Origin of the sequence: Micromonospora craniellae (genome assembly GCF_014764405.1) — a bacterium.
Classification (GTDB): Bacteria; Actinomycetota; Actinomycetes; order Mycobacteriales; family Micromonosporaceae; genus Micromonospora; species Micromonospora craniellae.
Map to the genome: position 1 here is coordinate 6,200,808 of NZ_CP061725.1, position 23,714 is coordinate 6,224,521.

Annotated in this window: 25 protein-coding genes and 1 pseudogene; 8 read left to right on the forward strand and 18 right to left on the reverse strand. The window is 68.9% G+C overall.

Annotation, left to right across the window (positions count from 1 at the left end; all coding sequences use genetic code 11):
* Window positions 1-33: 33 nt before the first annotated feature.
* From ID554_RS28120 to ID554_RS28165, 10 genes are all read right to left on the reverse strand, one after another.
* Complete coding sequence (locus ID554_RS28120) at window positions 34-1,734, reverse strand: NAD(P)-binding protein (protein WP_117230613.1); 1,701 nt, start codon at window positions 1,732-1,734, stop codon at window positions 34-36.
* 2 nt (window positions 1,735-1,736) lie between these two features.
* Entirely contained in the window at window positions 1,737-2,774 is a 1,038-nt protein-coding gene (locus ID554_RS28125) for an NAD-dependent epimerase/dehydratase family protein (protein ID WP_158573825.1), read from the reverse strand.
* Window positions 2,771-3,784 carry a class I SAM-dependent methyltransferase gene (locus ID554_RS28130; RefSeq protein ID WP_117230614.1) on the reverse strand — a complete coding sequence of 338 codons (1,014 nt, stop codon included), beginning with the start codon at window positions 3,782-3,784 and terminating at the stop codon, window positions 2,771-2,773. Before ID554_RS28130 ends, ID554_RS28125 begins: the two co-directional genes overlap by 4 nt.
* A 1-nt stretch (window position 3,785) precedes the next feature.
* Complete coding sequence (locus ID554_RS28135) at window positions 3,786-5,048, reverse strand: beta-ketoacyl-[acyl-carrier-protein] synthase family protein (RefSeq protein ID WP_117230615.1); 1,263 nt, start codon at window positions 5,046-5,048, stop codon at window positions 3,786-3,788.
* 9 nt (window positions 5,049-5,057) lie between these two features.
* Window positions 5,058-5,843, reverse strand: a complete 786-nt coding sequence (gene fabG, locus ID554_RS28140) for a 3-oxoacyl-ACP reductase FabG (RefSeq protein WP_117230616.1) — start codon at window positions 5,841-5,843, stop codon at window positions 5,058-5,060.
* Complete coding sequence (locus ID554_RS28145) at window positions 5,840-6,613, reverse strand: beta-ketoacyl synthase N-terminal-like domain-containing protein (protein WP_117230617.1); 774 nt, start codon at window positions 6,611-6,613, stop codon at window positions 5,840-5,842. The genes fabG and ID554_RS28145 overlap by 4 nt, the downstream gene beginning before the upstream one ends.
* On the reverse strand, window positions 6,610-7,821 hold the full coding sequence (locus ID554_RS28150; RefSeq protein WP_117230618.1) for a beta-ketoacyl-[acyl-carrier-protein] synthase family protein: 1,212 nt from the start codon (window positions 7,819-7,821) through the stop codon (window positions 6,610-6,612). Before ID554_RS28150 ends, ID554_RS28145 begins: the two co-directional genes overlap by 4 nt.
* Window positions 7,818-8,051 carry an acyl carrier protein gene (locus ID554_RS28155; RefSeq protein ID WP_147333568.1) on the reverse strand — a complete coding sequence of 78 codons (234 nt, stop codon included), beginning with the start codon at window positions 8,049-8,051 and terminating at the stop codon, window positions 7,818-7,820. The genes ID554_RS28150 and ID554_RS28155 overlap by 4 nt, the downstream gene beginning before the upstream one ends.
* Before the next feature lie 64 nt (window positions 8,052-8,115).
* The gene (locus ID554_RS28160) at window positions 8,116-9,174 is read right to left on the reverse strand and encodes an enediyne biosynthesis protein UnbU (RefSeq protein ID WP_117230620.1); all 1,059 of its coding nucleotides are present in this window, start codon (window positions 9,172-9,174) and stop codon (window positions 8,116-8,118) included.
* Complete coding sequence (locus ID554_RS28165; protein ID WP_158573826.1) at window positions 9,171-10,964, reverse strand: CRTAC1 family protein; 1,794 nt, start codon at window positions 10,962-10,964, stop codon at window positions 9,171-9,173. Before ID554_RS28165 ends, ID554_RS28160 begins: the two co-directional genes overlap by 4 nt.
* An 888-nt stretch (window positions 10,965-11,852) precedes the next feature.
* Between ID554_RS28165 and ID554_RS28170 the strand changes: the two genes are divergently transcribed.
* On the forward strand, window positions 11,853-12,392 hold the full coding sequence (locus tag ID554_RS28170; RefSeq protein ID WP_191088646.1) for a hypothetical protein: 540 nt from the start codon (window positions 11,853-11,855) through the stop codon (window positions 12,390-12,392).
* Entirely contained in the window at window positions 12,389-12,742 is a 354-nt protein-coding gene (locus tag ID554_RS28175; protein WP_117230623.1) for a hypothetical protein, read from the forward strand. Before ID554_RS28170 ends, ID554_RS28175 begins: the two co-directional genes overlap by 4 nt.
* 48 nt (window positions 12,743-12,790) lie before the next feature.
* Here ID554_RS28175 and ID554_RS28180 read toward each other — a convergent pair whose 3' ends face one another.
* Window positions 12,791-13,360, reverse strand: a complete 570-nt coding sequence (locus ID554_RS28180) for a nucleosidase (protein ID WP_117230624.1) — start codon at window positions 13,358-13,360, stop codon at window positions 12,791-12,793.
* Between the two features lie 57 nt (window positions 13,361-13,417).
* Window positions 13,418-13,885 (reverse strand): aminotransferase class I/II-fold pyridoxal phosphate-dependent enzyme, encoded by a 468-nt coding sequence (locus ID554_RS28185; RefSeq protein ID WP_223884304.1) that lies wholly within the window; start codon window positions 13,883-13,885, stop codon window positions 13,418-13,420.
* Here ID554_RS28185 and ID554_RS32130 point away from each other — a divergent pair.
* The 3 genes from ID554_RS32130 to ID554_RS32140 all read left to right on the forward strand — a co-directional run bounded on the left by ID554_RS32130 (window position 13,869) and on the right by ID554_RS32140 (window position 14,796).
* Entirely contained in the window at window positions 13,869-14,036 is a 168-nt protein-coding gene (locus ID554_RS32130; protein ID WP_223884305.1) for an EamA family transporter, read from the forward strand. The genes ID554_RS28185 and ID554_RS32130 overlap by 17 nt on opposite strands.
* A gap of 242 nt (window positions 14,037-14,278) precedes the next feature.
* A complete protein-coding gene (locus ID554_RS32135; protein WP_223884306.1) occupies window positions 14,279-14,521 on the forward strand; it encodes a hypothetical protein in 243 nt (80 codons plus the stop codon).
* A 122-nt stretch (window positions 14,522-14,643) separates the two neighbouring features.
* On the forward strand, window positions 14,644-14,796 hold the full coding sequence (locus ID554_RS32140) for a hypothetical protein (RefSeq protein ID WP_223884307.1): 153 nt from the start codon (window positions 14,644-14,646) through the stop codon (window positions 14,794-14,796).
* A 7-nt stretch (window positions 14,797-14,803) separates the two neighbouring features.
* Here ID554_RS32140 and ID554_RS28200 read toward each other — a convergent pair whose 3' ends face one another.
* Window positions 14,804-15,706 (reverse strand): serine hydrolase domain-containing protein, encoded by a 903-nt coding sequence (locus tag ID554_RS28200; RefSeq protein ID WP_117230625.1) that lies wholly within the window; start codon window positions 15,704-15,706, stop codon window positions 14,804-14,806.
* Between the two features lie 335 nt (window positions 15,707-16,041).
* Here ID554_RS28200 and ID554_RS28205 point away from each other — a divergent pair, with 335 nt between their 5' ends.
* On the forward strand, window positions 16,042-16,500 hold the full coding sequence (locus tag ID554_RS28205) for a hypothetical protein (protein ID WP_147333569.1): 459 nt from the start codon (window positions 16,042-16,044) through the stop codon (window positions 16,498-16,500).
* Between the two features lie 253 nt (window positions 16,501-16,753).
* On the opposite strand, the gene ID554_RS28210 is transcribed toward ID554_RS28205, so the two are convergent.
* The 3 genes and pseudogenes from ID554_RS28210 to ID554_RS28215 all read right to left on the reverse strand — a co-directional run bounded on the left by ID554_RS28210 (window position 16,754) and on the right by ID554_RS28215 (window position 18,083).
* Complete coding sequence (locus ID554_RS28210) at window positions 16,754-16,945, reverse strand: DUF397 domain-containing protein (RefSeq protein WP_117230632.1); 192 nt, start codon at window positions 16,943-16,945, stop codon at window positions 16,754-16,756.
* Between the two features lie 34 nt (window positions 16,946-16,979).
* Window positions 16,980-17,747: pseudogene (locus ID554_RS32145) on the reverse strand (DUF5753 domain-containing protein); the annotation flags it as partial.
* Window positions 17,748-17,837: 90 nt separating this feature from the next.
* Window positions 17,838-18,083 (reverse strand): serine hydrolase domain-containing protein, encoded by a 246-nt coding sequence (locus tag ID554_RS28215; RefSeq protein WP_117230627.1) that lies wholly within the window; start codon window positions 18,081-18,083, stop codon window positions 17,838-17,840.
* A gap of 104 nt (window positions 18,084-18,187) precedes the next feature.
* Between ID554_RS28215 and ID554_RS28220 the strand changes: the two genes are divergently transcribed.
* Window positions 18,188-18,727, forward strand: a complete 540-nt coding sequence (locus tag ID554_RS28220) for a PadR family transcriptional regulator (RefSeq protein WP_117230628.1) — start codon at window positions 18,188-18,190, stop codon at window positions 18,725-18,727.
* 44 nt (window positions 18,728-18,771) lie between these two features.
* On the opposite strand, the gene ID554_RS28225 is transcribed toward ID554_RS28220, so the two are convergent.
* Window positions 18,772-19,887 carry a hypothetical protein gene (locus ID554_RS28225; protein WP_117230629.1) on the reverse strand — a complete coding sequence of 372 codons (1,116 nt, stop codon included), beginning with the start codon at window positions 19,885-19,887 and terminating at the stop codon, window positions 18,772-18,774.
* 559 nt (window positions 19,888-20,446) lie between these two features.
* On the opposite strand from ID554_RS28225, the gene ID554_RS28230 reads away from it, so the two are divergent.
* Window positions 20,447-20,953, forward strand: a complete 507-nt coding sequence (locus ID554_RS28230; protein ID WP_117230630.1) for a hypothetical protein — start codon at window positions 20,447-20,449, stop codon at window positions 20,951-20,953.
* A gap of 156 nt (window positions 20,954-21,109) precedes the next feature.
* On the opposite strand, the gene ID554_RS28235 is transcribed toward ID554_RS28230, so the two are convergent.
* Window positions 21,110-23,581, reverse strand: a complete 2,472-nt coding sequence (locus ID554_RS28235; RefSeq protein WP_223884308.1) for a GmrSD restriction endonuclease domain-containing protein — start codon at window positions 23,579-23,581, stop codon at window positions 21,110-21,112.
* Window positions 23,582-23,714 lie beyond the last annotated feature (133 nt).

Here is a 23,714-nt window from a genome sequence, read left to right on the forward strand (position 1 = left end):
TGTGCCGTGGACGGTGGAGAGGTGCCGGGCACGTCATCGGCCGGCTCCACCGTTCGCGAGATGAGTCACTGCGAGATGTGCGGATTCCATGGCGCCGTCAAGGAAGGGATGATCGATGACGTCGACGCCGGCGACGGCGATCCGGCCGACGCCGGCAGCGAGGCGGCTCTTCGCCTCGGTCGCGGCGCTGCCGTCGCCGGGACGGTCGCGCGAGGTGCTGTAGCGGGCGTACCCCTGTGGCCACATCTCGACGCGGACGGCGGCGATGTCGCGGTCGGCGACGAGGCCACCGGGTGCGAGAGCCTCCGCCAGCAGACCTCGCAGCTCGGCGGAGATCTCGTGGCGTGCCGTGGCGGTGAGCAGCCGTCGACGGCCGGCAGCCGCACCGGTGGCCGGGTCCGTACCCGCCTCGGTGAGCGCGCCGAGCGCGGTCGCCGTCGTGGGGTCGTCGGGCGACGGTGACGGTGTGACGGCGCCGATGGTGACCGGGAACTCAAGTCCGGCGATCTGCCAGGTGGGGTGGCCGGGCCAGGAGATTCGGGAGATGCCGAGCGACTGCCACGCTCGCCAGTTCCGGAACGCGATGGAGGCGGACACGATCGGGTACCGGCCGAGGCAGGCGGCGGTGGCCTGCTGGTCCTGCCCGAGTTCCGGGACGAGCCGCGTCGCGGCCCGGGCGGGGGCGGCGACGATCGCGGCCCGGGCCCGGTACGTGCGGGTGGCGCCACCGCTGCCGTCGACCGTGACCAGGACGCTGTCGGCGCCGTCGTGCCGAAGCACGGTGGCCATGGAGTTCAGGCGGATCCGCACCTGGTTGTCCGGCCGGTCGAGCGCGTCGACGGACATCACGGCGGTCAGCCGGTCGTCGACGGTGGCGGCGTCGAACAGGTCGGGGATGAGGTGGTGGGCGATGGCCCGGGCGATGGTGGCGTTGCCGTCCGGGAAACGGAAGATCGGCGGGTCCATGTGGGGGAAGAACCTCGTGCCGGTCCGGGTCAGCCCCGCCCACGGGTCACCGGCCGGGCGGACACCGATCCCGTCCAGGCCCAGGTAGCCGATGAGCGCGGCGTCGAGGGCCGGATGCTGGTCGAACGTCATGCCCGACTGCGCGGAGGTGCTGTACCGCAGGAACCGGTGGGTGTCGTCGTCGAGCGAGGCGAAGTCCCGCAGCACACCGTCGCAGCTCCGCCCCCGGAGTTCGGCGAGCTTCTCGTCGTCGGTCCTGCCGTGCAGCCAGTCGGTCGGTTCGCTGACGAGCGCGGCGACCTCTGCCTTCGCCCGGGGCGCGATCGGCGCGTCGGCGAAGTCCGCGACGGCCGACCGGCCGTGGGCGACCAGGTGGCTTCGCCCCCAGACCGACGCGGCGAAGGCGTACCCGTGGCCTTCGGCGCCCTGGTCGGTGTAGTGCGTCGACACGGTGTCGGAATAGAAGCGGTCGATCTCGACGCCCAGCGTGGACAGGGCGGACGTCACCGCGGGGGCGAAGGCGGACGGAAAGGTCAGTTCCTGTGCGCCGCCCGGCGAGACCAGACTCCGCCCGTCCACGTCGAAGGTGTGCTGGATCGCCGGCCCGCCGATCTGCGCACCTTCCTCGACGATCAGGACTCGCGCGTCCCGGTCGACCTCGGTGAGCCAGTAGAAGGCGGCCGACAACCCGGCGACGCCAGCACCGACGACGATCAGGTCGAAGTCCCGTCTGGTGTCGGCCGGTGTCGGCGAACCGGCGTTCGTCATCGTCAGCCTCCTGCTCGCGGGGGAGCGATGGTGGTCAGCGGCCGGCCGGACGTGTCGAGAGCCCACCTGAGGCGGGCCGAGAACCCGCCTGGCTCCTGCTGCTCGGCCCACTGGTCGCTGACCAGGGTGGCGAGCCGGGACCGGTGCGGCGTCCAGTCGAGCATCGCGCGGGCCGGGCGCAGGTCGCAGGCGGGTCGCTCGTCGACATCGGCGCGCTCCGGCAGGTGTCGACGCCGCACACGCCGCCCGGTGGCGTGTTCCACGGCCGCGAGGACGGCGTCGGTCGTGGACAGCTGACCGCTGCCGATCTCGATGGCCTGGTAGCCGTCGACCGGTCGGCGGGCAGCGGAGATCACCGCACGCGCGGCGTCGAGGACGTGCAGGTAGTCGCGGCCCGACGATCCGCTGCCATAGAGGTCGAACGGTCGGTCCTCGTGAGCGGCGCGGAGCGCCGCGGCGACGACGCCCCGGTCCGGTGGCGTCCGTGGTCCACCGAGCGCGTTGAAGCGCAACGAGACACCGGAGCCCGCCTGCCCGCTGTACCGCTCGACGAGGTCCTCGGCGACCAGCTTCGACTCGGCGTAGGTGACCCTGTCGGACTGCCGTCTGGTCGCCGCTTCGCTCAGTCCGCCGACCATCGCGGTCGAGGCGAACACCACCCGGCAGCCGCTCGTCGCGGCGACCGCGTCGAGCAGCAGGTGCGTCGCGTCGACGTTGCACCGCGCGTAGGCGAGATCGTCGCGTCGGCCAAGTTGAAGCGGCGTGGCGGCGGCGAGATGGCAGACGGCGTCGACCTCGGCCGCCGCCCTCCGTAGCGCCCGGCCCGTCTTCGTCGACGCCGCACCGAGCGCTCGCCCGGAGAAGGTCGTGACGTGGTCGCCGAGTGCCGAGAATCCCTCGGTGACCCACCTGCCGAGGAAGCCCGTCGCTCCGGTGACGAGGACCCGTACGGGACGCGTGGCGGTCGCCGTACCGACGGTCAGCGTGCGACCGAGGCCACCTGGGGCGTGCCGAGCCTGCCGGTCCCACGGGGAACTCACGGCGCGGCCTCGGCGGCGGCGACCGCCACCATCACCAGTTCCGGCCCGGACGTGTTGACCTGGATCTCCGCGTCGATCCCGGCGGCGTCGAAGTGGTCCTGCCAGTCTGCCGCCGCGGAGAAGCGGCTTCCCCGTCGGAAGGCGTCGGCGCGCAACGGGAGGAGATTGAAGATGAACTCCTGGTGTACGAGGTCGCCGGCGGCGCAGAGCGACTCGCTGAGCACCAGAGCGCCGCCGGGGCGGAGCAGCGATCGAAGGTTCCGCAGGGTCGAGGAAATGTCGGTGGCGATGTGCAGCGCGTTGACCGCCAGCACGACGTCGTAGCTTCCCGGGGCCAGCCCCTGGCCGTCGGCGAGGTCGAAGTCGAATCGTCGGAATTCCAGGCGAAGGTGGGACGGTGTCCGTCCGCTGTGCGTCCGTCGGGCACCCACCAGGAGGCTGGCGCTCATGTCGGTGACGGTGTAGTCGTAGTCGCCGGAGAGGTCGTCGGGCCACTGGGCCAACAGGTGCGCGGTCGCGCCGCCGGTTCCGGCGCCCACTTCGAGGATCCGGGTGCCGCCGCCCGTCCGCAGGGTGTGGTTGACGGCGGCTGCGGCAGCGGCGTTGAGCGGCCGGTACAGCAGGTTGGGCGACTGGAAGTAGCCGTTCCACAGCCGCATGCCCCGGCCGGCGAGCAGGATCGACCGGCCCGACGAGGTCCCGTCCAGGAACCGGGGGTACGCGCCGGCGGCGTGGCGCAACAGTTCGACCGTCGGGGCGTGGGCTTCCGCCGACGGGATCGCCACCGGCGCGGGCCGGGGGAGCATCCGGTAGTCGGCGGCCCGGCGAAGCCAGTCGACGCAGTGCCGGCGGTGGTCGTCGGTCGGGTCCACCGCGTCGGGATCGAGCGCGTCCAGGATCGACTGCGCGAGCTCGCTGGTCACCTGCCACGCGTCGGCGCACGCGTCGAGGTACGCCTCGTCGACGTAGGCGTCGACGTGGCCGGTTGCGGGTCGAGTTCGGTCGGGCATGTCAGATCGCCTCCAGGACGATCGCTCCGTAGAACCCGCCGAAACCGACGGCGGACTTGACGGCGTACCGGATGTGGGTGGAGGACCAGGCGGCGGGAAGGTCGAGACCGTGAGCCGACGCGGTGGCGGGGACGGCCGGAACGCGCCGCTCCGCCATCGCCTTGAGCAGCAGGGCCGTCTCCAGCAGCGACGACCCGCCGAGGTTGTGACCGACGTACGGCTTGAGCGGTAGACACACCGGTTGCTCGCCTCGGTCCGGCCAGAGGTGGCGAATCGTCCTGGCCTCGTAGTTGTCGATCATCCGGATCCCGGTGCCGTGCGGAACGATGACGTCGACCTGTTCCGCGTCGAGCGCCGCCTCGCGGAGCGCCCGCCGGATGGACCGCCCCTGGTTGGCGCTCGCGGGGTTGGGTGCGCTGATACGCCACCCGTCCTGCGTGAAACCGGCACCGAGCAGACGGCCGTAGATCCGGGCGCCCCGGCGTCGCGCGTGCTCCTCGTCCTCAAGGACGACCGCCGCGCCGCCGTCGCCGAAGACGGTGCCCGAGGCCGCCGGGTCGAAGGGCCGGGGAACCCCGTCCATCGCGTAGAGGTGCATGTCGGCGAACCAGCGGAACTTGCCGGAGCTGAGCGGGTCGTCCGAGGCCACCGCGATGGCCAGTGGGCTGCGGCCGAGCCGGATCTGGGTGGCGGCGTTGTCGATCGCGGTGAGGCCCGACGCGCACGCGGAGTTGACGAAGCCGCACTCGCCGCCGATGTGCAGCGCACGGGCGACGAGGTACGGGGCGAGGAACGTGTTCAGTGCGAAGATCTGTTCCGACAGGTCGGTGTAGCCGGCCTGCCGGGGTGCGGTGGTGGCGGCGTCGGCCACCGCCCCGTACAGCGTGCGGGCCAGGCGTTCGACGCCCGGGTGCTCGTCGGCGACCACGAGCCCGACCTCGCGCAGATCGAGGTCGGCGAACGACCGCAGACCCGCGTCGTCGATGGCGAGCCCGGCGGCGGCGACGAGATGCTTGATGTCACGTTGCTGGTCGATGCCTTCGCTTTCGAGTTGGGCGCCGTCGACGTAGGTCTCGGTGACGTCCGCGAGGCGATAGTCCGGAGCCATGAAGACCTTGAACTTGCCGTCCTCCGGACGCGCGGAGGGAAGCTCGACGATCTGCGCGCACGGCGGGGCCTGCTGGATCGTCCGCCAGGTCTGGTCGATGCCGATGCCGCCGGCGCTGACGACGCCGAGCCCTGTGATCACCACTCGCCTGGTCATCAGCGCCTCCTATGCTGTCAGTCCACCATCGACCACGAAGGTCTGCCCGGTGATGTATCGGGCGCCGTCCGAGACCAGAAAGCTCACGAGCGGGGCGATGTCCGCCGGCTCGGCGAAGCGCCGCAGCGGGATCCGGCTCAGATAGCCGCGCTTGACGGCGGACGGCAGATCGGCGGTCATGGCCGACTCCACCAGACCTGGCGCGACTCCGTTGATGGTGACGCCGAACTGCCCGAACTCGCGCGTCAACGCTCTGACCATCGCCTCCATGCCACCCTTGCTCGCGCCGTAGTTCGCCTGACCCGCGACGCCGGCTCGTCCGGAGACGGACGAGATCAGGATGATCCGGCCGAACCTGGCGCGGACCATGTCCGCGCCGGCCAGCCGGACGAACTGCATCGCTCCCCGCAGGTTGGTGTCGAGGACGTCGGCCCAGTCCTCGTCGGCCATTTGCAGGAGGGGTCGATCGCGTCGGATGCCGGCGCAGTAGACGAGGACGCCAGGTGGCCCGAGCGCCTCGACGAAGCGCTGGTAGGTCGCGCGGATCGCGTCCGGGCTCCGCGTGTCGCACCGGCTGCCGACGCCGTCCAGCCCGGCCTTGTCGGCGCGGGCCAGCAGATCGTGCATGGCCTCCTCGTTCGCGTGGCAGGTGAGCGCGACGCGGTGGCCGGCGTCGATGAGGGTGGTGGCCACCGCGCGGCCCAGGTCGCCGCTGGCGCCGATCAGGAACGTGGCCGACCGCGTCGTCTGGTCCACGGTCGGCTGGTGCGTGTCGGCCGCTGAGGGTGACGTCATCGCGCCACCGCCGCAGCCGCGACTCCGTCCGGCTCGGTCGCGGCCCCGGGCTGCCGGGCGAACGTGTTCGCGAACCTGACGAGCGCCGCCACGCTCGCCCCGGCGGCGTCGCCCGCCCGGGGAGTCTCGGACGGGCCCGGGTGTGCTGCCGCTTCCGGCCGGACGCCCGCCCGGTGCAGCTGCGCGGTCAGTGGTCCCAGGTGATCTCGCCCGAGTGCCGCCGGGTCGGTGCTGAGGGCGATGAGGGCGGCGACGGTGCCCGTGGCGCCGTCCGACAGTCGCTGCGACTCGAAGCCGCCGACGAACACGATGTCGGCGCTGCCGTCGACGAGGAGAGCGCGGGCCGCGTCGAGCGCCGACCAGGCGGACTCGACCCCCGCGCTCACCACCACGCTGGGGCCGCGGCACTGGGCGGCTATCGCGGCGTTACCGGCCGCCGCGTTGTGGACGGTCATCGGGAAGAGCGCGGGGTTCACGAGGTGGTCGCCCCGGCGGATCGACTCCGCGAGGAACTCGTCGATGTCCGGGCCGGAGCCGGTCTCGGTGCCCAGGGCGATGCCGCGATGCTCGGGGGCGGGCAGGTCGGCTCCGGCACGCTGGAGCCAGGACTGTAGGGCCAGGACCACGACGGCCGAGCGTGATGACCGGTACCGGCGTACGAGGGCGGGAAGGTTGCCCGGTGGTGCCGGGGTGCCCGTGAGGTCCGCGACCTGGTGGAGATCGAAGGTGGCGGCGACGGAGGCCCTGGCGCAGTGGATCTCGTTCGTCATGCGGTGGCCTCCTGGTACGCCGCTTCTGGCCGCCGTAGGCCGACACAGGTGTTGTTGCCGCCGAAGGCGATCGCGTTGTTGAGCACCAGGTCGATCCGGGCCGCGTCGTCGGGACCGCCGGTCGCCGGCCGGACGCCGAGCGAGGTGCCTTCGCCGTCGAGACCCCACTGCGGGATCGTTCGCTGGTGCGTGAGCACGAGCGTGCAGGCGACCGCCTCGATCGCGCTGGCAGCGCCGAGGGAGTGTCCGATGAGGGCCTTGATGGAGCTGATCGGCGGGGGCGACTGGGTGAAGACCTTGCGGTAGGCGGCGGCTTCGGCAGCGTCGTTCTGCGGCGTGCCGGTGCCGTGGGCACAGACGTAGGCGACGTCTGACGGATCCGCCGCGGCGATCGCGGACCTCATCGCCCGCGCCACACCGTCGCCGGACAGATCCGGTGCCGCCGGATGCTTCGCGTCGCAGGTGAGGCCGTAGCCGGCGACCGTCGCGCGCACCGGTACGCCGCGCGCGGCGGCGTGCGCGGCCGACTCCACGATCAGGAAGGCGGAACCCTCGCCGAGCAGCAGTCCGTCGCGTGCGTCGCTGAACGGGCGACAGCGCTCCCGCGCCATGCCGCGCATCCGGGAGAACCCGGTGAAGGCCATCCGCGAGATCGCCTCTGCCCCGCCGCAGATCACCACGTCGGCAGAGCCGCTGGTGACGAGCTGTGCCGCACGGATCAGCGCCATGTTGCCCGCAGCGCACGCCGTGACGAACAGGTCGACCGGGATCGACCCGCCGAGGTGCCGTGCGACCCGGGTACGCAGCGACCCGTCCACGTCCAGCGTGCCGGGCAGACCGGCCCCCGTCTGCACGGCGTCGCGCCGTGCCCGCTCGTGATCGGCGACATCGCCGACGGTCGTCCCGAGCAGTACGCGGTCCGGCCGGATGTCGCCGAGGCCGGCATCGGCGATGGCCTCGTCCAGCGCGGCGAGCGCGAACGTGGCCGTCCGGTCGCCGTCGAGCCGATCGGCATCGATGGCATCGAAGCCGGGTGTCCAGCCTCCGATCTCGCCCGCGATGCGATTGGGCAGGTCTCCGGTCGGGAAGAGCGACACCTCGCGGAATCGTGGTGTGCCCTGTTGCAGGCCCTGCCAGAAGTTGGTGGCACCGATGCCGGCGGCGCTGACGACGCCGAGACCGGTGACAACTGGAGTTCTGGCTGTCATGCGGCCGCTAGCGATTCGGCGAACTTGACGACCTCGTTGATGGTGTCCAGTTCCGGGGTCTGGTTCTCCGGCAGGATCCGGCCCAGGTGCTGCTCGACGAGGGCGATGAGTTCAAGGCGGCCCAGCGAGTCGACCCCCAGCTCAGCGAAGGACGTGTCGAGTCCGATCTCCTCCGGCTCGGTCATGACCAACATCGCGACCGCTTCCCGAAGTGTCTCCGCAAGTTCCATGTTCTTTTTCTCCTTTCCGCTCGCCCACCAGGCCACAGAAAGCCCGTGTCAGGTGTCGACGAGTTCAATCGGTGGCACGGACCCTCTCCGCCGGGTGACCCGCGGCGGGCGTCGGCGAGGTTCCGCCGGCGCGGGAGTCCGTGGACGCCGCAGCGGCCCTCCTCGATGCGATCCACAGCCCGGCGCCGCGGCAGGCGCTGACGATCGTGAGCGCGAAGAAGACGCCGAAGGCCACGTGGAAGGTCATGAGGACGCCGTAGACCGCAGCGACCGCGAGACCGAACGTGATCTGGCCTGACCTGGACCTCGGTGTCGTGCCCGGGTCGGTGATCATGTAGAGCGTGAAGAGCAGCAGCGCCATCCCCGTGAGCGGGGCCATCGCGGCGGGGAAGGAGATGTCGTCGGAGAAGACGGCGCGGATCGCCGCCTGCGCCGTGAAGCCACCCACCCACGCGAAGATCAGCGGAAGCTTGCCGGTGAAGATGAAGTTGATGAACAGACCCAGGCATGCGAGGAACGCGGGGAGCGCGATGTCGCCGAAGTGATTGAGGTACTCGGTGAACTGGTACGGCGGCGCGATGCTCACGGTGCTGGCGTACAGCACCAGCATCACCGTGATGCCGAAGTTCGAGGGGTTGAAGTAGTGCTTGTCGCCGTTCTGGGTCCGGACCCGGAAGATGTACTTGCTGCTGATCGTGACGACCGCGGCGACGATGAACAGGTCGATGCGATCGCTGATGAACAGCAGCATCGCCAGCGCGAATCCGCTGATGTGCGCCGGCAGGAGGAAGTTGACGAGAGCCATGGTGCGTTCGCGGCGTGTGGGCGTGTCGGTGCGGGCGAGGTAGGCCGGCCGCCTCGAATCCCGCTTCGCCACGAGTGTCTCAAGCGCGAGTTCGGTGACGTAGCACGTGAACACCACGACGAGTAGCTGGGCGATGGTCTGCTCGAAGCCGAGGAACAGATGCCCGACGATGTTGAGGATCATGATCGCGACGGCGAACCGGCGGAGCGCCGCGAGCCGCAGTTTCGCCGGGTCGGTGGGCCGCATCTTCGCGGGAAGGTCCCGGAGCCGGGTGCGTGGTGTCGCCGCCGGGGCGGGAGCCGTCAACGTCCCGGTCATGGCAGCACCACCGTGTGCCAGCCGCGGCCGACCCGCACCTCGGCGGTCTGGACCGTCCCGGTGGCGTCTCGCCAGGTCAGCGCGACGGTGTTGGCGTCTCCCGCGTCGTCACCGAGCCCGAAGTGGACGTCGGTGCTGCTCTGACCGCCGTGCCCGTTACCGCCGTCGACGTAGGAGCGGAACGCGGCTCCGCTTCCGGTGGTGACGGTGGCCGAGGCGCCGATCGCGGCCACGCCCCGCACCTCGTGTGCGGCCCGAAGGCCCTCGATCACCTCCGGCGTACGGGGGCCGGTGGGGGAGGTGCCGGGCGTGCTCTCGGTGGCACGCAGGATCCGGAGGCCGACGAACCCGCCGCAGTCGTCGCAGTCGTTCACCACGAGCCGGGCGTCGGCCCACTGATTCGCCTCGATCCAGTCGAGGTCACCGTCGCCGTCAATGTCGGCTAGTGCGAGTCCACGCATCACGCCCCCATCGTCAAGGCCGGAGGCTTCCGCGATGTTCGCGTACCGGCCGTCCTCTGTCGGTGTCATGACGACCCGGGGCGCCGCCCCACTGATGTCTCCGTCCGTCAGGTCGGGCCACGAGCGGGGGTTGGCGATCAGCGTGTCGTTGGAGAGCGCGAGTTCCTGAATCTCCGGCCACCGGTTCACCGGCCCGCGAACGAAGCCGGTCGCCTGTAGCAGCTCGACCCGCCCGTCGTTGTTCAGGTCACCGACCTTGTTGTCCCACGAGAAGGCCGTACGCGCGAGGCCGAGTGCCTCGGCTCCCGGCCGGAAGGTGGGGATGCCGTCGTCCTTCGCGCCCTCGCCGAGGAAGAGCAGTTGGCTCTCGAACAGGCCGAATTCGTGGGTGATGTTGCTGACGTAGATGTCGTAGTCGTTGTCGCGGTTGACGTCGGCGATCGTGACGCCCATGCCCTTGAAGGAGTCCCGGCCGATCATCGTCGAGCGCGGATTGAAGAGTCCCTTGTTGCCGCCGTCGACGTTCTCGAACGCCAGCCTGCCGTCGACCGACCGATTGACGAAGAAGCGGTCCGGACCGAAGTCGTTGGCGACGTAGAGTTCGGGCAGCGAGTCACCGTTCAGATCAGCCGCGGCCACCGCCAACGTCCAGCCCCGCGAGTTGTCGTCGGAGAAGGCGTCTGCGACGAGCTCGTACGTCACGGCGGGGAATCCGCCCCGCCCGAGAAGCACGTAGTTCCTCCCGCCGTTCATCGCCCGGGACAGCGAGTCGTTCATGTCGACTCTCTTCGGGGATCCCTGGTCGAGGAGTTGGGCCCCGTCGGCGAAGTAGTTGCCGATGAAGATGTCCAGGGTGCCGTCGCCGTTGAGGTCGCTGAACGCCGCGGTGTTCGTGTACCAGTCGAGGTCGGCGCCGCCGTCGAGCACCTCGTGCGGCTCGAACGTCATGCCGCCGAGGTTGAGATGGGCGACCGGTCCGCGTCCCCAGAAGTAGACCAGAGCGTCCGTCCAGCCGTTGCCGTCGAGATCGGCGAGCCGGCATCCCATCGGTGCCTGCGTGGCCGGCTCATAGGCGAGCCGCTGTCCGCCTCGACCCGGAGCGATTCCGTTCTGGTCGAGCAGCGTCACTACCGGGGTGCTGTTCTTCGTGTCCCGGGCGATCTGGTGGATGCTGACGGAGTCCGACCGTGGATCGACCAGGCAGACCTCGTTGGCGTAGGCGTCTCCGTCGAGGTCGGCGACGGCTGCGCCGGCGCCTACCGAGCTGATCCAGGGCGCGATGTGGTCGACGGAGGGATTGACGTTGCGGATCGCTCGGACCGGATCCACCGCCGGCGAGATCGGAGTGACACTGAGGGCAAAGGGCTCGGCGCTCGCCGAACTCGGGGTGGATGGGACGACGAATCCCAGCGTTATCGCGACGAGGGGCACCGCAACGAGCGCTGCTTGGTACATCGGTCGTCCCAGGAAACCTATCAGCATCGCACTCCCAGTTCTCAAGTGCCAGCCAACCCGTACCGTAAAACCGGAGGAACTGCTGGCGTCGCATTCGCTTGAGCGGAAGACAGCGGTGGCATCCTGGACGCGAAACTCGCCCACCGCAGCCATGACAATCAACCTTGAAGGGACCGTCCACTGTGGTTGCCGCCGTCCCTCGGCGGAACTTCCACACCGGTGGTTATCCCACAGGTGAGTCGTGTGGCGCAAGAGGTGCGAGGTCTCCCAAGCATCGAAACGCAACTATCAGAGTCGAAATGCTAGGCGGCCTGACCTGGGAAAACTCGCCCCCACGTCACCGCTGCTCGATCAACTGCAAAGACGACACCGCGCACTGTCGAGTACCGTGTGCCCGGAGGCTACCCGCCCCTGCGTCCGGTCCGGCGAGGGGTGGTGGCCGCCCGACGCCGCGTCGCCGTGCTGGACGCGACGGACGCGTCAGATCAGTCACTTGCGGCCGATCGACCCCTTGCCTTCGATGCCGCAAGTTGCTAGATCTCAGAAGCTCGATGCGGCACCCTCCAGCGAAGGGAGTCGATGGTGCTAGAGGTTTGGGTCGTGCGGGGGCGACCGATCTTTCTGCGGACTCCATGCGCAACAAAGCGCTTCACGTCACCATCCATATCGGTTTCGAGAAACGGGAATCGCCCATCGACGGTGATGGGTCGTCGTCACCTCCACCACCCCCGACCTCCGAGAACCCGTGAAGTGAGGACTCCGATGAATCGGCTCAACTCCCAGTACCACCGCCCGGCGCTGCTGATCTTCCTCGTCATCGTGGTCGCACACTGGGCCGAGCACCTCGTGCAGGCGTTCCAGATCTGGGGCCTGGGATGGACGACCGCGGAGTCTCGCGGAGTCCTCGGGATGCCGTTCCCGTGGCTGGTCACCGAGGAGTGGATGCACTACGCCTACGCCCTGATCATGTTGGCCGGGTTCATCGTGCTGCGTCCCGGGTTCGCCGGCACGGCCAAGACCTGGTGGTCCATCGCTCTGGGCATCCAGGTCTGGCACCACTTCGAGCACCTGCTGCTGCTCATCCAGGTCCAGGCCGGCACCACGTTCTTCGGCCAGGCCGGCCCGGTCAGCATCGCTCAGCTCATCGTGCCCCGGGTCGAGCTGCACCTGTTCTACAACGGCATCGTCTTCCTGCCGATGGTCGTCGCCATGTTCCTGCACCGCCGTCCCGGGCCGACGGAGGCGGACCAGATGACCTGCACCTGCGCGCCCCGCGAACTCACCGGCGCCGGCGTCAGATGAGGTCGCGGCATCGGCGGTGGGGCCTGGCGGCGATCGCGCTGATCGTGACCGTCGTCGTGGCGCTCGCGCTTCGCCAGGGCGAGCCGGCCGCACCGGTGGCCCCGTCCTCCGGCCACCAGCACGGTGCACCACCGGACCCGCTCACCAGCGCGGTGCTCGTCCTCAACGTGATGGTCCTGCTCGGGCTCGCGGTGCTGGCACGATCGTGGCCGGCGGGGGTGCGCCGACCCGGCGATACCCGACGGAAGTGGCGCTACTCGGAGCAGGCCCAGGATGCCCCGGCGGACGACCGGCCGGCCGACGAGGAGCACGCGTCGACCGACCCGTCGACGCGATCGGATCGACGATAGGCAGGACCGTGCGGTGTGGTCCGGGACGGATACGCCTCGGTGCGACTGTCAGAGGTGGTCCCGGACCCAGCCGGCGAGCAGCCGCGCGCAGTCGTCCACCGACTCCATCCAGGTACGGTCGGCCCCCGCGCCGGCCTCGTCACTGACCTGCTTGACCAGCCGCACCGGTACGCCGAACCGCAGCGCCGTCGCGGCCACCGCGTAGCCCTCCATGTCCACCAACTGGGCGCGTGCGGCCAGCGCGGCGCGCGCCTCGTCGTCGGCGATGAACTGATCCCCGGTGGCCAGCACCGGCCCGTCGCCGCCCAGCGCCAGCGGCGCGCCGACGGTCTGCCCGGTCAGCCGGCGGATGAACTCCGTGTCCAGGTCGTGCTGGAGCACGCTGCCCACCTGCTGCGTACCGGTCCAGTCGGGGTGCAACGCTCCGGCCGTGCCGAGGTTGACCACCGCCGACGGCAGCGGGCCCCGGGCCAGCGTCGCCGCCACCGCGACCGCCGCGTTCACCTTCCCCATCCCGGTGAGCAGCACCGGCAGGCGCGAATCGAGGTGGGCGGCCTCCTCGGCGATGGCCAGGACGAGCAACGGGCGGTCCGGGCTGATCGTTCCGCGAAGATCCATCCGGCGATGGTAGCGGCCGTTCGTGACCGCGCCGTTGCCGGAATCCCCGTCATGGTGTCACGCCACGGCTGTTCGCAGCGCCCGAGCGAGACGACGGACGGCCTCGTCCATCAGCTCGGGCGGGGCGGCGGCGTAGGTGAGACGCAGGTGCGGCGCCGGCGGCTCGGCCGCGTACCAGGGACGACCGGGAAAGACCACGACGCCCTCGGCGGCCGCGGCCACGGCCAGCGCCACGTCGTCGACGCCGTCGGGCAGGCGTGCCCAGAGGTGCAGGCCGCCGCGCGCCACGGGCTGCCCGGCGAGGTCCGGCAGGTGCCAGCGGATTGCGGTCAGCAGGGCCTCGCGGCGGGCCCGGAGCGCGGTCCGCAGCGCCCGACGATGTCGCGCCCAGGCCGGTGAGGTGACGACCTCGATGGTGGCCTGCTGCAACGGCCCGGCGACGAAGAAGTCGTCGAGCAGCCGGGCCGCGCGCAGCCGGGCACCGGCCGGGCCCCGTGCGCCGATCGCCGTGACCCACCCGCCCACGGCCGACGCCGCCGCCTGGTCGGCCTTCGGCTACCTGATCACGGTCTCCATGTTTCTGGGCTTCTTCGCCTGGTACGCCGGCCTGGCCCGGGGCGGCATCGCCCAGGTCGGCCAGATCCAACTCGCCCAGCCGGTGCTCACCCTGCTCTGATCCGCGCTGCTGCTCGCCGAGACCGTCAGCCCGGAGTCGATCCTCGCCGCGCTGGTCGTGCTGGGCTGCGTGGTGCTGACCCAACGCACCCGCCTCGCCGCCGCCTGAGCGGACTCGGCGGTCACACCGCCGCTCCTTCGGCGCGAACGGCGGCGGGCGGGACCCCTGCGGGTATGGCGGTGGCGCCTGCGCCGAGCTGATGCCACGGTGTCGGCGTCGGCTGCTGTCGAGCTGACCCGTTCATGCCATCGGGAAGCGGGTTGGCGCTGCGGGACCCGGACCCACCCGGAAGGATCGAATTGCGTTACCAGATCTACTTCGACACACTCCCCTCCGAGGCGTTACGCCGGCTGCTGGCCGAGGACTACGGCATCACGCCGGACGCGGTGTACATCGGTCGGACCGAGGACCGCACACCGGATGATCCTCGGCCGGTCGCCATGCTCACTCCGTGGACGGGGACGAGGGCTTCGGCTGGGTCCTGACCGGTGACACCGAACTCGCCGACGCCACCGGTTAGACAGAGCGCGAACTGGCGGTCACGCTGGCCAGAGCCCTCGGCGTACGGGCACTGGTCGACGACAGCAGTATCCGACCCGACCGATGGGTGCTGGTCTGCGCGGACGGCAGCAGTGGCCTGGTCCGCATCGACGAGGACGCCGCCGCCGAGGGGAATCTGCGGATCGTGCACGCCTTCGCACCCATCGACGGCGCACCCGACCCCGTGGTCGTGCCGCCGCCGGACTGGGCCCGCGTCTGATGGCCGCTCAGGTCAGCCGATCCACCACCAGCTCGTGGATCGCGTCGAGAAGTTCCTGGTCGCGCTCCGAGTGCGCGGTCACGGTGACGGCCGCCCGCCGCCCGGGGCTGACGACCACGTACTGCCCGTACCGCCCGTCCATGCGGTAGGTGCCGCCCTCGTCGAGCCACACGCCGAGCCCGTACCCGCGCGTGTACCGCTCACCGAAGGTGATGGCGGCCGTGTCGACCCGTTCGGTGGTCATCCGCCGCACGTACGACGCCGGGAGAAGCTGACGATCCTCCCACCGTCCATCCTGGAGCAGCAACCGCGCGAAGCGTGCGAGTTCGTGGGTACGCAGGAACAGGTCGCTCTCGGCAAGGGGAAACCCGAGCGGGCAGGTGCGCCACGCCGGATCGTCCAGGCCCAACGGCACGAAGACCCGGGGCAGCAGGTACGTGCGCAGGTCCGCGCCGGTGACCCGCGCGATGACCCGCCCGATCGCGTACGCGCCGGAGCCGGTGTAGGCGAATCTGGCTCCGGGTGCGGCTTTCAGCGGCGCGGCGACGATCTCGTGGAGCAGGTCCGCAGCGTCGATCCGTTGGCCGGCGAACCAGCGGTGACTGCTGCCGGTCGTCATCGTCAGCAGATGACGCAGCGTGATGCCCTCGGCTCCGTCAGCCGCTGTCGCCCGCAACTCCGGAAAGTGGTCCAGCAGGCGATCGTCCAGCGTGAGGCGTCCTTCCGCCTCCGCGAGCCCCAGCGCGACAGAGGTGAACGTCTTCGCCACGGAGTAGACGTTCACCCGGTCGTCGGCGCCGAACCGGTGCGCGACCGGCGCCCTGCCCTCGCGGTACACGTGGATCCCGTGCGCGCCCAGCCCACGCACCGCGTTCGCCTGCACGAACGCGTCGAGAAGGTGATCGTCCATCGTCGAATCGTACGCAGGGCGCCAGGGCCGCTGCCGGCGCGCGAGCAGGCCGCCGGAGCAGCGGAACCCTGGTGCCCTACGGACAACTCAACCCGCTGAGCTAGCAGTTTCCGGACGGCGAAGCGGCCTCTCCCGACCACCTGCGTTGCGCCGCCCGCAGGTGGCCGACCAGTATCTCCACCGGGATGCCCAACACACCGGCCAGCAGTGTCACAGCGGTTTACCTCTCGATCGTCTTCGAGCTATCGCTCGACTTTCCCGAAGCGATTGCCAGGGTGAGACAGAAGCTCTGATCCGTCGTAGCCTGGTCGCCCACCCTTCCCTCAGGAGGCGAGATGGCTCCGAGTAATCATCAGAAGCATCAGGCTGGGCGGCACCTTGCGGTGGCTGAGGCGTTGTTGCAGGGCTACCCTGCCAAGATGATCGGTGCTCGGACGTTTGTGGAGATCAACGGCAGGAAGGCGGCGGTGCAGGTCGCTGCGCGCGGCGCTTGGATGATCGCTGACATTGACAAGATGACGGCGATGTCGAGTGACTTCTATGTGCTCGTGGACGTGACGGCTGAGCGTCGGGATTTCTACGTCGTGCCCGGTGACGAGTTGCGTCGTGGCGTACGCGAGCGGCACGACGAGTTCATGGCGAGCGTCGATGGCGTCCGCCCACGCAACCCCGACAGCAGGCACACGGCGATCTACCCGACGAACGTGGCGGAGTGGCGTAACCAGTGGTCGCTGTTCGGCCACGCGACCCAGCCCGAAGGTGCGGAGGCGACAGGGACCCCGGCGAAGTCGTGAATAAGAGATCACCGAGGTTCTCTGCGCCTTGTTGATCTGGCCGAAGCGAGCCATGCCCGCGTCACCCGTGGCGGTCCGCGTCTCATCGTGGCGGTGTGGCTGGTCGCACGTCGGCGTGTCGACCAGCCACACCGCCACGATCAGGGGAATCACCGTCACGATGTCGTCGGGGCCCTGCGGACGCGACCCCTGAACCGCGCGGCCAACGGGAGCACCCGGCGGGGCACCGGATGCGCTCCCGTTGGTGTACGCCTCAGCAGGGCTTGGCGGCCCGGATGAAGCTGCTCCAGGCGGTGGGGGAGAAGGTGAGTGCAGGCCCATCCGAGTCCTTGCTGTCTCGGACGGCGACGAGGCCAGGCAGGTTGTCGGCGACTTCGACGCAGTTGCCGCCGTTGTCGCCGCTGCGGGTGCTCTTGCGCCACTGTGCGCCGGTCAGCTCGGCCATGGTAGACCTCTCCGATGATCTTGTTGATCAGTTGCTTCGATTGTTGCTCATCGAGGGCCAGTGACGTGAGGCTCGTCCACACCTCTTCATAGATGGCGAGTTCGTCCTTGCGGTCGAGGTAGAGCACCCCGGTCAGCGACTCGCTGTAGACCACCGAAGGGTCGGGTTCGACCCGGTTGCGAAGCGGGAAGTCGAGCATGACGAAGGGGCCGGCGACCGCGCCGAAGTGCAGACCGGCGCTGAGGGCGAGCACCCGGATCGAGATGTGGGGAAGGACGCTCACGTTGAGCAGGTGTCGGAGCTGTTCGGCCATGGTGGCAGGACTGCCGACGACGCGTAGGAGAACGGCTTCAGAGAGGATGACCTCGAACTGTGGTGCGGGCGGGAGACGGCGTTCCAGGAGCGTCTGGCGTTGGAGCCGAACCTCGACCAGCCGCTCCCGTTCCTGCTCCGAGATCCGTGATCGGTACTGGTAGACGCCACGGGCGTAACCCCTGGTCTGTAGCAGCCCGGGAATCAGTGCGTCGTCGTACTCCCGCAGGCGGGGGGCGGCGGATTCGAGGCCGACGTACAGCTCGAACCAGTCGGGGATGGCGTCGCCGTAGGAGTGCCACCAGCTCTTGGCCTTGGTTTCGGTGGCCAGGGCGGTGAGGGCGGCGGTCAGCTCGGGGGTGGCGGCGTACAGCTCGCACATGACCTTGACGTCGAGGGGGCGGGCCGGGCCGAGGCCGCTCTCGATGCGCCACATCTTCTGTCGGCTGCACTGCATCGCCTCGGCAGCGCCGCTCCGATCTCCACCTATCTACCCGCGTCCGTCTGGCCAGGTGGCGTACGGTGATCTGCGGCGTCCGGTCCACCCCGCGCCGCACGTGCAGTACGAGCACTGCGTGACCTACGCACCGAAGCGCGCATGACCCTGTAGGACGAGCGTGATGATGAACCGCTTCGTGATCGAGGCGATGAAGAAGGGCGCCTCCGGGCGTACCTCCGGCTCGGCGCTGCCCTGCGGTCCGGATCCGCCCGCCCAGCGGCGCTGCCCGTCGGCGCTGGACACGGCGAGGCTGGCGTGATGCAGAGCAGGTCTGGCACTCAAGCTTTGCACGAGTTTGGTCAGGCCGGCGTCGACCTCGTCGGTCACGCGGTTGCCGGGTGCCGTGAAGGTGTGTGGCCTCAAGGGATCTCTTCGCATGCAACATGCCTACTAGGCATGTCTAAGAGAGTCAACCGGGTAGGATCTCCGGTGTGGCACACGTGATCCTGGGCCTGCTGCTGCTCGCCCCGCAGAGCCTGTACAGCCTGATCAAGAGCTTCGAGGCGGGCGTCGCGCTGTTCTACAGCGCCAGCTCAGGCAGCATCAAACGGGCCCTCGACACGCTGCTCGGCAAGGGTCTGATCGAGGTCGCGAGCACCGAGCCGGGCGGACGCGGCAAGAAGGTCTATCGCGTCACCGAGGCGGGCCGGCAGGAGTTCCACCGCTGGATGACGGGCGAACTCAGCGGGGCAGACCTGGAGACAGCGACCCTTTCCCGACTGTTCTTCCTGGGGCTGCTCGACCCGGCGGATCGCGCACCGGTGCTGCGACGGATTCAGGAGCGGGCCGCAGCGGATCTCGCCGAGTTGACCGCCCTCAAGGAACGTCTCGACACGATCGAGGTGCCGGCGGAGTTCCGCGATGTGGCGGCGTACCAGCGGGCGACCCTGGACTACGGCATCGCCTCGGGACTGCACGCCCTCACCTGGTTCGGCGATCTCGCCGATCGCGGTGGACCGCAGGCCGGGTGAGGTCCGCGGCGGCGTGCGGGACGGGCTCGCCGGGCCGCGCCGAGTCAGGATCGGTGGCAACGGCCACGAAGCTCTGCGATGGCCTCCTTCTCACCTGCGTTGAGGTCGCCGTCCACGGTGGCCACCCGGCTGGCGACATCGAGGAGTTCGGTCAGGTCGCCGGGCTCGGCGTCCAGACGCTTCCACACATCGTCGGGGTCGATGTCCACCACGTTGGCCAGCTGGTCATCGACCACACCGTGCCTCTCGCGGACGATCCGCGCCAGGTGTCTCATCAGCAGCGTCTCATCGTCGCCGATCTTGTTGTCCGCGGTGATGACGAGCCACGCGACCCACAACATCAGCTGTGGGTACTGACTCCGGCTGCTTAGCCTCCAGGCAATCTCGATAACGCGCGCCTCGTTACGGAACACGTCCCGCGCGTGCCGGCCCGCGACCAGCGTCGTATAGCGGTTCAGCACGACCGTGAGCGGGATGCCGACCAGAGGGATGCCGACCTTGATGACGTTGCGCTGCAGGAGGTGCTTCCCGACGATGGGAAGCCCCTTCGCGGCGGTCAGGACAGGGCCGGAATAGAACTTCTTGATCAATGGACGTACCACGAGCGGGACCGCCTTGGTGACACTCTCCCGCGCCACCTCCCCGCTCTTGATCGTGAAGGCCACCCGGATGAGCTTCCACATGTCGTCCGGGTCGGACACATCGAGCGGGACGCGATACAGCACGGAGATGTCGTAGGCCAGGCGTAACTGAAGCTGGGTGATGTACGTGAGGTCGACCAGGAGGGTCACCGCAGCGGCCGGCAGCGCGATCGGCGAGGCACCGCCAGCGCTGCCGACGGTGGCGGCGACCGCCGCCGAGTACGCCCCGGCCGAGAGTCCGCCCTGGAGCGCGGCGTACCGCGAGGCCATCGTGATCCGCTGCTCGACGATACCATCCGCCGGAACGCCCTTGTACTTCTCCTGGAAGTACTGCCAGTCGACCTTGTCGGTGTAGGAACTCATGGCCTGTGTGACGAGCTTCGAGAACCAGTCGCCTGACTTGACATCGCCCGGATTGAGCCCCTTGATGAAGGTGCGTAGCTCGGCCCGATCCCGTTCGACAGCCTCTCTGGCGGCATCGTCGTCGGAACTGTCCGCGTCAATCGGAGCATCGGTCACGGCGAGTCCCCCAGAAGGCTCAGCAGATAGCCAGCTCCCTGGGTTCGATTGAGCCCGCTGGCGTCCAAACACGGATGGTGCGACAACAGAACATCTGTCGACGAATGTCGGATGGAGCCGCCATCTTAGGCTGATCATGCGGACTGGTTCCACTGTCCGTCGGAAGTGGCTTACCGGGGGATGTCCGCGTTCCCATGATCGCCCGACTATCGACCTGGTCCGTCGCATTACGGTCGGCGGAAGAGCAGTCGCCAGGTACGGATATCTGACAGCCATCACCTCTGAGTGACGTGATGATGACGCGATGCCAAAGTGCCGTGCGCGGTGCAAGGACAACACGCTTTGCAAGAGACCGGTCGGCGGGCTTGGGGCGCGCTGCCGAGACCACGTCGGAATGCCCGAGGCTGGGCCGCGACACACCAAGGAGAGAAGGCCGCGTCGCCGCCCGACGCCGTCAGGGCGTCGGGGTGTTCGCGGAAGCGCTTCGCGAGGCGGACGGGGTAGCGCAGCCCGGGAGCGTCGTCGCCAGGAGCGCGTCGAGCAAGCCGCCGAGTACTGCGTGGCGGTTCTGAACGACGGGTGGGCCAACGTCGTGTCCGAGTGTGTCACCGAGTACGTGACCGAGGAGACCTGGCAGCAGCTGTTCAACCGTCGGCGGCGTGGGCGGTGCAAGCTGCTCGCGGAGATGGCCGGGGCGATCCTGACCGGGAAGAAGATGCTGCACGATCTGGTCGGGGCCGTCGCGGCCTGGCTCGCTGCCCTCCTCGGTGGTGACCGGATCGTGCAGGCCTTCGCCCGTCAGCTCGCGTCGAACATTCCGCTGCCCCCGGACGCGAAGATGGTGGCTGCGGCGCGCGGTCTACAGGTGACCGGAGTGCTGCTGTGTCTGGTCAACGGTGGTGACCTGACGAGATGCCAGTGCTTCATCGACCTAGCTCTTGAGGAGACCAAGACCCAGATCAAGAAGCTCCTCCTCGCCGCGATGGAGGACTGGACAGCTCTGGCACAGTTCCCGGTCAAGCCCTCGGTGGTGGAGCAGGGCACGTACGGGGGCACCGGCACCTGACGCGACGTAACAGAGTTGCGGCCACTGCAATCGGGGTGCTCAGGCGAACCTGCGTCGGGCACGCGGCGAGGCCCCTGTCTGCCAGGGTGAGTTGAGCCAGGAGCCCGCCGTCGGAACACCCCCGAAGGCAGCGGACATGTGAAGCATTCGCTGCGGCTACGTCGTGAGCGGTTCCCCCGCCTCCTCGGAGAAATGTGCCTGCTCGTAGAACCACTGAAGGTGCTCCACGAGGCATGCGGCGGCGTTGCTGTCGGCGAGGACTGTCAGCGGGAAGCCGGGGCGCAGAGTGAGCTTCGCGGCGGCGATGTTCACCCCGGGAAGCTGGTTCAAGCGTTGCCGGAACTGTTCACGCAGCGCAACATCGTCGAACGGCGAGCGATTGGCCAGGTGTTGGAAGACCACCTCGGCCTTGCCGCTCGGGTAGATGGTCATCGGCCAGATGTCGCCGTCGCGGTGACCGCGCTCGCGGGCCATGAGGAAGCAGGATGTCTCTGCCGCGCCGCCGTAGAGCAGCGTGCCGCCGAGATCCTTCCAGCGGTCGAGCAGTGCCTGCGTGGCCTCGGCGACGGCCGTGTTCTGCTGCAGCAACATGAGTTGCTCGGTGAAGCGATCGGTGCGGGACTGCCCTTCACCGGGGCGGGGCCGGGGCATCCGTCGGGGCAACTCGTCCGGTGCCAGTCCGGTCAGTTGCGCCAACTCGTCGAGGTCGATGCGCTGGCTCTGGTCGGCTCGGCCATGCTGGTCGAAGGAGACCCCTTCGGCACGTAGCACCGTGACCGGGTCCTCCGTACGACCGTCAGGCCATCGGAAACCTGCGGCCATGGTTCCCTCGACCTGCAACACCCGATGGGCGTTGGTGACCGGAACGCTGCGCAGCCGGTTGCCGACCGGCTGAGGCGCGGTGCCGATCAGAGCGGCGAGGTCCCCGTACGTCGTCCAGGACCCAGCCGGCAATGAGGCGAGTGCCTTCTCCATGAGGTCCCATCGCACCTCTGACTGATCGACCGCCTGATCGGTGGGGCCGGGCCAGAGATCGATGATTCGCTCAGCGAGGGCGTCTGCGCGTTTGTAGATCTGCGGCCGTCCCCAGCGCTCGAAGGCGACGATGTCCCGAGTGAGAGACAGACCGCTCTTGGCGAGCCGAACCCGCTTGGTCGCGAACGGGCTGTTGCCTAGTTCCACGTTGTACCCGGTCAGGGTGAGGTTGCCCAAGGTGTGTTTGAGGGCCTCGTGCACCTCGATGACGTTCTCGTGTGGTTCGAGGTCCGCAGCGAGCATGCGCTGCCACTCCGGACTCATGCTCTGTGGCAGCACATGCTCGATGGTCAGCTTCGCCAACGAGATCGGCTCTTTGCTGCCGTACGACTCTTCCAACCACCGCAGCACCAGCGAACGCTGCGCCGCCCGCCCGTTCGTGTAGAAGGGCAATGAGCGGACCGCGTGGCGCACGTCGGCGTCCGTCGCATAGTACTTGCGGCCGGCGGAGAGGTAGGCGTGCACCGCCTGGTCGACTGACAGGTTCTTGTCCATCTCGGTGACGATGGACAGCAGATTGCGGTTGATGTTCGCGGTGGCCCGGCCGATCAGCAGCCGCCGTACGAGGAAACTCTCCACGTAACGCATTGCCGACGCGACCTGTGCGTTGGTCGCGGTGCCCAGGTTGCGGCGATCCAGCAGGTGCAGCAGGAGCGGGTACACGGTAGTGGTGCCCCAGGAGTGCAAACGCTCCAGCCGGAGCCGTACGTCCGGGTTCTGCTCCTTGTCGGGGTGCAGGATGACGTCCAACAGCGCGCCGAGACGGGCGAACCGTCGCACCTCTGCTTCGATGTCCTCTTCGGTGCTCAGCCGATCGAGCCGCGCCTGCTGCCTCGCGTACGTGTCGCCCTGTGTTATCCGTGGGTCTCGATGGACCAGGTCAAGCCAGAACAGAAGTTCCAGCTCGGTGGAGGTGAGCCGCCTCTGCAGCGGCAGCCAGTGCGCGTCGTAGACAGCCTTACTGCTGTTCGGTAGGCGCATGAACAGGTAGTTGCGCAGCAGATCGGCCTGCGTTAGCTTGAGCCCGGTGTTGTTCAGTGACTCGAAGATCCGGTAGACGTTGTCATCGGCATGCGCCACGACCGAGACCACGGCCAACCCGAAAATTACTGCATCTTCCAGGCGTTGCACCTGCGCAGCCACCGCCGGTTCCGCGAGCCGGTTTCGGAAGAACTGATATGCGCCTCCGACGGCACCCCCGCCAGCCTGAGCCGAAAAGTCCACACATGCCAGATAAGCGTCGAGGTCGGCCTGGGTGGGGACGAGCTTCAACCGTCGTGCGGGCGTCCACTTGTTGATGAGGTACTGGTCGGTGAGCCGGTCGCGGTGCTGTTCACCTTCGTTCGCCACCCGGTGATCACGGATCGCGCAGAGCAGAATCGAAAGGGTGGTCAAGCGCTGCTGCCCGTCGACCACCAGGAACTCCACGACACCGGCCGGACCGTTGTCGGGGCTGGGAGCCAGCACCAGCGAACCGATGAAGTGGGTCGCCTTCGGGTTTTCTGCCCGGTCCTCGGCGAGCCGGACGATGTCGTCCCAGAGACGTTCCAGTTGATGGTCCTGCCAGGAGTACGTTCGCTGGTAAAGGGGCACCTGGCCTCGATCCGTCAGAGGGTCTTGCTCCCTGCCTGACCGTTTCGGCTTGACCGTTTTGTCCACCCGGTTTGGGTGTGATATCGCCACGTGTCGCTGTGGAAGCGCGAGTTCTCCGGGCCCTCGGTCACGG

What these genes read in the sequence shown, in the direction of transcription:
- ID554_RS28120 (WP_117230613.1), bottom strand. Translation starts at nt 1,734, where the DNA reads ATGACGAACGCCGGTTCGCCGACACCGGCCGACACCAGACGGGACTTC.
- ID554_RS28130 (WP_117230614.1), bottom strand. Translation starts at nt 3,784, where the DNA reads ATGCCCGACCGAACTCGACCCGCAACCGGCCACGTCGACGCCTACGTC.
- ID554_RS28135 (WP_117230615.1), bottom strand. Translation starts at nt 5,048, where the DNA reads ATGACCAGGCGAGTGGTGATCACAGGGCTCGGCGTCGTCAGCGCCGGC.
- fabG (WP_117230616.1), bottom strand. Translation starts at nt 5,843, where the DNA reads ATGACGTCACCCTCAGCGGCCGACACGCACCAGCCGACCGTGGACCAG.
- ID554_RS28145 (WP_117230617.1), bottom strand. Translation starts at nt 6,613, where the DNA reads ATGACGAACGAGATCCACTGCGCCAGGGCCTCCGTCGCCGCCACCTTC.
- ID554_RS28150 (WP_117230618.1), bottom strand. Translation starts at nt 7,821, where the DNA reads ATGACAGCCAGAACTCCAGTTGTCACCGGTCTCGGCGTCGTCAGCGCC.
- ID554_RS28155 (WP_147333568.1), bottom strand. Translation starts at nt 8,051, where the DNA reads ATGGAACTTGCGGAGACACTTCGGGAAGCGGTCGCGATGTTGGTCATG.
- ID554_RS28160 (WP_117230620.1), bottom strand. Translation starts at nt 9,174, where the DNA reads ATGACCGGGACGTTGACGGCTCCCGCCCCGGCGGCGACACCACGCACC.
- ID554_RS28170 (WP_191088646.1), top strand. Translation starts at nt 11,853, where the DNA reads ATGAATCGGCTCAACTCCCAGTACCACCGCCCGGCGCTGCTGATCTTC.
- ID554_RS28175 (WP_117230623.1), top strand. Translation starts at nt 12,389, where the DNA reads ATGAGGTCGCGGCATCGGCGGTGGGGCCTGGCGGCGATCGCGCTGATC.
- ID554_RS28180 (WP_117230624.1), bottom strand. Translation starts at nt 13,360, where the DNA reads ATGGATCTTCGCGGAACGATCAGCCCGGACCGCCCGTTGCTCGTCCTG.
- ID554_RS32135 (WP_223884306.1), top strand. Translation starts at nt 14,279, where the DNA reads ATGCCATCGGGAAGCGGGTTGGCGCTGCGGGACCCGGACCCACCCGGA.
- ID554_RS28200 (WP_117230625.1), bottom strand. Translation starts at nt 15,706, where the DNA reads ATGGACGATCACCTTCTCGACGCGTTCGTGCAGGCGAACGCGGTGCGT.
- ID554_RS28205 (WP_147333569.1), top strand. Translation starts at nt 16,042, where the DNA reads ATGGCTCCGAGTAATCATCAGAAGCATCAGGCTGGGCGGCACCTTGCG.
- ID554_RS28210 (WP_117230632.1), bottom strand. Translation starts at nt 16,945, where the DNA reads ATGGCCGAGCTGACCGGCGCACAGTGGCGCAAGAGCACCCGCAGCGGC.